This window comes from Frankia sp. CgKIO3 (assembly GCF_977946435.1).
Genome location: NZ_CDWTMO010000192.1, coordinates 1 through 6,920 on the forward strand (window position 1 = coordinate 1; position 6,920 = coordinate 6,920).

General features: G+C 70.6%; 3 protein-coding genes. 2 read left to right on the top strand and 1 reads right to left on the bottom strand.

Annotated elements, in window-relative coordinates; translation table 11 throughout:
- The coding region (locus tag AC08OJ_RS17360) for a HAMP domain-containing protein (RefSeq protein WP_476596277.1) at positions 1 to 3,600 on the bottom strand (3,600 nt) is incomplete at its 3' end.
- A gap of 172 nt (positions 3,601 to 3,772) precedes the next feature.
- On the opposite strand from AC08OJ_RS17360, the gene AC08OJ_RS17365 reads away from it, so the two are divergent.
- Positions 3,773 to 6,022: a SpoIIE family protein phosphatase gene (locus AC08OJ_RS17365; protein WP_476596278.1), complete on the top strand. Its 2,250-nt coding sequence runs from the start codon at positions 3,773 to 3,775 to the stop codon at positions 6,020 to 6,022.
- A gap of 291 nt (positions 6,023 to 6,313) precedes the next feature.
- The coding region (locus AC08OJ_RS17370; protein WP_476596280.1) for an ATP-binding protein at positions 6,314 to 6,920 on the top strand (607 nt) is incomplete at its 3' end.

The window sequence follows — 6,920 nt, forward strand, 5'->3', positions numbered from 1 at the left end:
GGACAGGGTCGGGGTCGGGGACGAAGGTACGAGTGCCGTCGTGCCGAACCGGTCCGCGTCGGGGCTCTGCCATCCGTTCGCGGGCCCGGCATCACGGCCGGCGGACGCGGGTCCGCCACCCGCTCCCGCGTCCACCCTCTCACCCGACCGCCGCCCAAGGTACTGGCCCGACGGATCGACGATCATGAGAACGTTGTCCGGCTCGCCCGGCGTGACCCCGAAGGACGGCATCTGCGCCGGCGGGGCCGACGGCAGGTAGAGGGTGAAGGTGCTCCCACGGCCGACCACGCTGGAGACCGCGATGGCGCCGCCCAGCAGGCGGGCGATCTCCTTGCTGATCGACAGGCCGAGCCCGGTGCCGCCGTAGCGACGCGACGTCGTGCCATCCGCCTGCTGGAACGCCTCGAAGATCATCCGAAGCTTCTCGGCGGCGACCCCGATTCCGGTGTCGGTGACCGCGAACGACAACACCGTGCCCGCGGAACACAGGCTCGGCGAGAGGAAGGGCAGATCCGACCGGGCGACGGTGACGTCGAGCCGGACGGTGCCGGTGTCGGTGAACTTCACCGCGTTCGACAGGAGGTTCTTCAGCACCTGCTGGAGGCGCTGCTCGTCGGTGACGAACTCGGCTGGCACGTCGGGAGCGAGGTTGACCTGGAATGACAGGCCCTTCTCCTCCGCCACGGGGCCGAAGACCCCGGCGACCGCGTCGCAGAGCGCCGCTGTGCGCACGGTGGTCGCATCGACGTTCATCTTCCCGGCCTCGACCTTCGACAGGTCCAGGATATCGTTGATCAACTCGAGCAGCTCGGAACCGGCGGAGTGGATCGTCTCGGCGAAGTCGATCTGCTTGCGGGAGAGGTTACGGTCCGGGTTGTCGGCCAGCAGCTTGGCGAGGATGAGCAGACTGTTGAGCGGCGTGCGCAGCTCGTGGCTCATGTTCGCCAGGAACTCCGACTTGTACTGCGACGACAGCGCCAGCTGCTCGGCCTTCTCCTCCAACCCGATGCGGGCCAGCTCGATCTCGTGGTTCTTCTCCTCGAGCAGCGCCGCCTTCTCCTCGAGCTCGTTGTTCGTCCGCTGCAGCTCGACCGACTGCGAACGCAGCTCTTGGGTGAGCCGCTGGGACTGGGCCAGCAGCTCCTCCGTCCGAGCGTTCGCCATGATCGTGTTCAGCACCACCCCGATGGTGTCGACGAGCTGGTCGACCAGGGTGAGGTGCAGCTCGGAGAACGGCGAGAACGAGGCCAGCTCGATGACGCCGAGCACCTGGTTCTCGAACACGACCGGCACGACGACCAGGTCGCACGGCGGCGCCTCGCCGAGTCCGCTACGGATGTTGAGGTAGCCGGCGGGTACGTGCTCGACCCGGATACGGTCGCGCTCCAGGGCCGCCTGCCCGATGAGTCCTTCGCCGAACAGGAAGGTGCCGTCCGAGCGGCGCCGGGGCACCGAGCCGTAGCCGGCGACGTAGCGCAGCTTGTCACCCTCGATGAAGTCGAGCAGGTAGACCGTGCCCTGCTGGGCGTTGACCGCGGGCGTCATCTCACTGATGATCATCTGGCAGACTGTGTAGAGATCGCGCTGGCCCTGCATCTTGCTGCCGATCCGGGCCAGGTTGGACTTCAGCCAGTCCTGCTGGGCGTTGACCTCGGTGGTCTCGCGCAGTCGCGCGATCATTTGGTTGATGTTGTCCTTGAGCTCGGCGACCTCGCCCTCGGCCTCCACCGAGATGGACCGGGTCAGGTCACCGCGGGTCACCGCGGTGGAGACGTCGCCGATCGCCCGCAGCTGGATGGTCAGCGTGGACGCCAACTGGTTGACGTTGTCGGTGAGGTCCTTCCACGTTCCGGCGACTCCGGCTACGGTGGCCTGACCGCCGAGCTTACCCTCGACGCCGACCTCCCGGCCCACCCGGGTGATCTCCGCGGCGAACGAGGAGAGCTGGTCGACCATCGTGTTGACGGTGTCCTTCAGCTCAGCGATCTCACCCTGCGCGGTCACGGTGATCTTCTGGCTCAGGTCGCCGCGGGCCACCGCCGTGGTCACCAGCGCGATGTTGCGGACCTGGCTGGTCAGGTTGCCCGCCATCGAATTCACCGACTCCGTCAGGTCCCGCCACACCCCCGACACCCCGCGCACATGCGCCTGGCCGCCCAGGTTGCCCTCCGTGCCCACCTCACGGGCGACCCGGGTCACCTCGTCCGCGAACGACGACAACTGGTCCACCATCGTGTTCAGGGTGTCCTTGAGCTCCAGGATCTCACCCTGGGCCGCCACGGTGATCTTCTGCGACAGGTCGCCGCGGGCGACGGCGGTAGCGACGAGCGCGATGTTGCGGACCTGGCTGGTCAGGTTGCCCGCCATCGAGTTCACCGACTCGGTGAGGTCTCGCCACACCCCCGACACGGCCCGCACATGCGCCTGCCCGCCCAGGTTGCCCTCCGTGCCCACCTCCCAGGCGACCCGGGTCACCTCGTCCGCGAACGACAACAACTGGTCCACCATCGTGTTCAGGGTGTGCGCGAGGCCCGCGACCTCACCCCGGGCGTCGACGGTGATCTGCCGGGTGAGGTCGCCGCGGGCCACGGCCGCCGCGACCTCGGCGATGCTGCGAACCTGGGTGGTGAGGTTGCCGGCCATGACGTTGACCGAGTCGGTCAGGTCGCGCCAGACCCCGGAAACACCCTTGACCTGTGCCTGGCCGCCTAGCTTGCCCTCGGTGCCGACCTCCTTGGCCATCCGGGTGACCTCGTCGGCGAACGCGGAGAGCTGGTCGACCATCGTGTTGACGGTCGATTTCAGTTCGTGGATCTCGCCGCGGGCGTCCACGGTGATCTTCTGACTCAGATCACCCTGCGCAACCGCGGTGGTAACCTGAGCAATGTTGCGGACCTGACTGGTCAGGTTGCCCGCCATCGAATTCACCGACTCGGTGAGGTCCCGCCATACCCCCGAGACGCCCTTGACCTTGGCCTGCCCGCCCAGGTTGCCCTCCGTGCCCACCTCGCGGGCGACCCGGGTCACCTCGTCCGCGAACGACGACAACTGGTCCACCATCGTGTTCACCGTGGTGCCGATCCGCAGGAACTCCCCACGCACCGGCTGGCCGGCGATCTCCAACGCCATGTGCTGGGACAGGTCCCCCTCGGCCACCGCCGCTATGACCCGCGCCACCTCGTGGGTCGGCCGGGCCAGGTCGTCGATGAGGGAATTCACCGCCTGCGTCATGTCGGACCAGCCGCCGGGGCTGCCCATGTCCTCCATCCGCAGGGTGAGCCGGCCGTCACGGCGGATCACCTTGCTGACCCGGGCCAACTCACGCGCGTGGCGCTCCTGGATGGCGGCCAGCTCGTCGAACTTGCGCACCACGTCACCGGCGTAGCCGTCCCGCGCCGCGAGGCGGGTCGAGAAGTCGCCCTCGCACAGGCGGGTCAGCCCGTGCAGGAGATCCGCGATCAGCTCGTCGGCGGCGGCCATCGGCGCCCGAGTGTCGTTCGCGGGAAGGGATGCATGGGGCACGATGGTCGCGGTAGCGTCACCGCCGGGTGCATCCAGATCATGACGAGCCGAGGGTTGCGGGTCGTATGCGGGGCTCATTGGTCTCCTACCTGAGCTCGGTCGACACGATCGTCCCGGATCCCGGGCCGGGCGGAGGACCCGGGTCAAGGGCGGTCTCCCACGGGCACCAGCGTGGGGCGGCGTCGGTGGACAGGTGACACCAGCCGCCAGTATCCGCCTCACGATGGACAACGCAGGAGAGACTGAGCACATGTATGGCGCAGCAGGAGGTGGGACGATGCCGGAGCGCGCCATCGCGTTGCCACCGACGCCCGACTCCCCCCGGGCCGCCCGGCGCTTCCTGCTCGAGGCGTTGCACGGGCGGCTGGACGACGACCTGTTGGACTCCGCGCTTCTGCTCGTCACCGAGCTGGTCACCAATGTCGTCGTGCACGCGGGCACCTCGGCCACCGTGGAGGTGCGCGCGGACGGTGACGGCGTGCGGGTCGGGGTCGCCGACCGGCATCCGGTCCGCATCGGCATGGCCCGGGTAAAGAAGGTCGGGGACGCCGACTTCGGCATCGACGGGCTGCGCGAGGACGGCCGCGGCCTCGCCCTCGTTGACGCGCTCGCGACGAGCTGGGGGACCGAGCACGGCCGCGGCGGCAAGACCGTCTGGTTCCGCCTGGGAACCGTCGGCGACGGCTCGCACACCCCGGCGGCGGGCGACGACGAGGCCGCCGGTGCCTCGTCGTCCGCGTCCTCGTCCTCGCCCGCTGTGGCTGTGACCAGTCCCGCGCCCCGCGCGGCCCCGGCCCCCGTGGTACCGGCGCGTCCGGTCCGGCTGATAGCCCGGGACACCGCCCGTGCTCTCACCGCCGAGGGCGAGGTCAGCGAACTGCTCGCGCAACTGGTGGACACGCTCGCGGTAACCGCTGGGTTGGTGCGGCGTCCCGGGCGCGACGGCGGCCGGTTGGAGACCGTGGCCACGCTTGGGGCCGTCAGCTCGGTCACCGAGGCGCTCTCGTTCCCGCTGGATCCGACGCAGGAGAGCCTCGGCGAACTGCTGCTCTGGCCGGCGGCCGGCGGCCGCCCGAGTGGTTCGGGCGGCACCGGCGGTTCGGGCGGAGCGGAGGTCTCTGGCGAGGTCCGCTGGACGGATGCCGCCGCGGCGGCCGGGCTGGACGTGGAACGCATCCGCCTGACGACCCGATGGATGGCCCTGGCCCTCGGCGGCGGCGACATGCGACGCGCCGAGGAACGCCGCATCGGGATGCTGTCCTTCCTCGCCGAGGCGTCCGATCTGCTGGCGGGCAGCCTGGACCTGAGCCGCTCGCTGGCGCTGCTCGCGCGGTTGCCGGTCCCACGGTTGGCCCAGTGGTGCGCGGTGTACCTGCACCGGGAGAACGCCGATCCCGCCCTGTGGGCGGCGGCGCACGCGGAGGAGAATGCGGCGGGCGCCCTCACCGCTGCCGCGGTCGACCCGGACGGCCTGTTGATGGCGGCGGTGCGCTCCGCGAGCGGAGACCGGGTGCGTTCGCTGACCGCGCTCGGCGGACCGGCGCTCGTGATGGTACTGCGGGCCCGGCGGCGGGTACTCGGGGTGCTCGCGCTCGGCCGCCCCGAGGGCAACGCCTTCGCCGCGGACGAGATCGATCTACTCGCCGACCTCGCGCGCCGGGCCGCCTTCGCAGTCGACAACGCCCGGCTCTACAGCCGGCAGGTGGAACTGGCCGGCACGCTCCAGGCGGGTCTGCGCCCACCGGAGCTGCCGATGATCGAGGGACTGGATCTCGGTTCCGCCTATGGCGCCGCGCAGTCGGCGGGTCTCGACGTCGGCGGCGACTTCTTCGACCTGCTGTCGGGTCCGCTCGGCTGGACGATCGCCATCGGCGACGTCTGTGGCAAGGGTGCAGAGGCCGCCACCGTGACCGGGGTGGCCCGCGCCGTCCTGCGGCTGCTGACGGGCCGGGGTACGGAGCTCGGCGAGGTGCTGCTCGAGTTGAACCGGACCCTGCGCGACGCCACGTCGTCTCATCCGAACGGGCAGAGCCGGTTCTGCACCCTGGCCGCCGCCGCGATCATGGCGCCGGCCGGCGGACCCGCGGGGAGCGAGTCCGCCGACACCAGCACCGGCACCGGCACCGGCACCGGGATCCGACTGCGGCTGTTCCTCGCCGGCCATCCCCAGCCGGTGGTGCTGCACGCTGACGGGCACGCCTCGCTCGTCGGTCGCCCGGGAACCCTGCTCGGCGTCCTCGACGACGACGAGGTCTCGTTTCCGGGGTTCGAGATCGTCCTGCGCCCGGGCGAGTCACTGGTCTTCTACACCGACGGGGTGATCGAGGCCCGCAATGGCGGGAAGCTGCTCGGCGAGGACCGGCTCCTCGACGCGATCGGAGGGTGCGCGGGACTGTCAGCGCAGGGGATCGCGGATCGCGTCCTGGCCGCCGCCGAGCGGTTCGCCGGCGGCAACCTGCGCGACGACGTCGCGATCCTCGTGGCGCGCGTGCCCGGCTGACCGGCATGATGGGCGCTCCGGGCTACCTCCGAGGGCACCTCCAGTACGCCCGCGGGCGTACTGCGGGCCCCGGACCCCACGGGCACGAAGGCCCGGACCCCACGGGCACGAAGGCCCGGACCCCACGGGCACGAAGGCCCGGACCCCACGGGCACGAAGGGCCCACGGAGAGGGGACACCACCGGATGCCGTATCGGCATGGCCTCAAGAGGTGCGATCCGGAAACAGAGGCTTCAATCCCCACCCAGTGGGTAGAGCCACCTCGATATCCTCGCACAGGTTTGGTGGTCGATGAGCGCGTTTTCGGTCCCGATGGATGTGGTACGGCAGGCAACGTCCAGTTGCCCACCCGCAACCCACATACTCGCCGAGCTCCCCTATCTGCCCTCTGCCGTCCCGCAGGCCCGCAGGGTGCTCCGTGAGGGCATCCGGCTGGCGGACCTTCCCGAGGACGTGCGCGGCACCGCCGAGCTGCTCGTCAGTGAGCTCGTGACGAACGCGGTCAAGTACGGGCAGCCGCCGCTGTGGCTGCTCATCGAGATACGGCCCGGTCTGATCCACGCGTCCGTGTCGGACACCTCGACGGTCCTGCCGCAGCGGCGTGAGGCCGCGCCGGACGCCGAGGGCGGTCGCGGCCTGCTGGTTCTCGACACGTTGGCGGGCAGCTGGGGGACGGTGGCGGTCGAGTCAGGGAAGTACCTGTGGTTCGACCTGCCGGCGCCGGTGATGGGTCGGCGGTCCACCTCCGTCCCCGAAGCCGACGGCGCGGCATCCCCGGACGCCGGGAACTCCTCGCTGCCCGAGGGGCCGTCGTCCGCCGACGGGTCGTCACCGACCGAACCCGCCGAACCCACCGCCGTGACCCGCTCCGCCCCGGCGGCCCGGTGCTCCCCACCGA

Excerpts from the sequence above, each read along its gene's own strand:
- AC08OJ_RS17365 (WP_476596278.1), top strand. The coding sequence starts at position 3,773 with ATGTATGGCGCAGCAGGAGGTGGGACGATGCCGGAGCGCGCCATCGCG.